Consider the following 604-nt stretch of genomic DNA (forward strand, 5'->3'; position numbering starts at 1 on the left):
CCCGCTCGACCCGATACGCCCTTTCGAGCTGATGATTCCGCGCGGCCTCCTTCAGCAGATCGTCAACTGACGGCACGGTGTCGAAGATCGGCGGCTCGCTGTCGCGGATGACCTCCTGTTGCTCATTCAGGTAGTACCGAGGAAACAGCCGGAGCTGGGCGTGGCCTTCAGCGTCCACGCTCACGAGATGAAAGCGGTTCGTCGGGACCTGGACCTTGATCTCCTGGACGGCTCGCCCGTCACCCCCGTCAAGGAGAGATGCCTTCCGGCCTTGCTCCGACAGTCGATAGATCGCGGTCACCGCGCACGTGCGTGTCTGAATTCTGCCGCCGCGGGGAAATTCCGAGACGGCGTCTGCGGAAGCCGGCATGGGTTCGGCAGCGGCGGTTGCGAGGTCGCCGCCGGTCGCTTCGGACATCTGATGACTCATGCCCGCCTCCCAACAGCCCACCAACCGGCTCACGGCCGTACCGGCGCGCTCGTGCCACCTTGTCGACCAGATCGCGCTCAGACCATGGCGGCTGGCATCGCTCGTTCCGAAGGGGGCGCCGTGCCGAAGGGGGCGCCACGTCAGATAATGGACGATATGTAAACTGAGGAGGTG

Annotated in this window: 1 protein-coding gene; it reads right to left on the reverse strand. The window is 64.7% G+C overall.

Translation table 11 applies throughout. The annotated features are described in order from the left end of the window. Positions 1-418 (reverse strand): hypothetical protein (locus GEV06_29060; protein ID MPZ21889.1); only part of this gene is annotated, 418 nt, incomplete at its 3' end. Between the last annotated feature and the right edge of the window lie 186 nt (positions 419-604).

The organism is Luteitalea sp., from assembly GCA_009377605.1.
GTDB lineage: Bacteria > Acidobacteriota > Vicinamibacteria > Vicinamibacterales > Vicinamibacteraceae > WHTT01.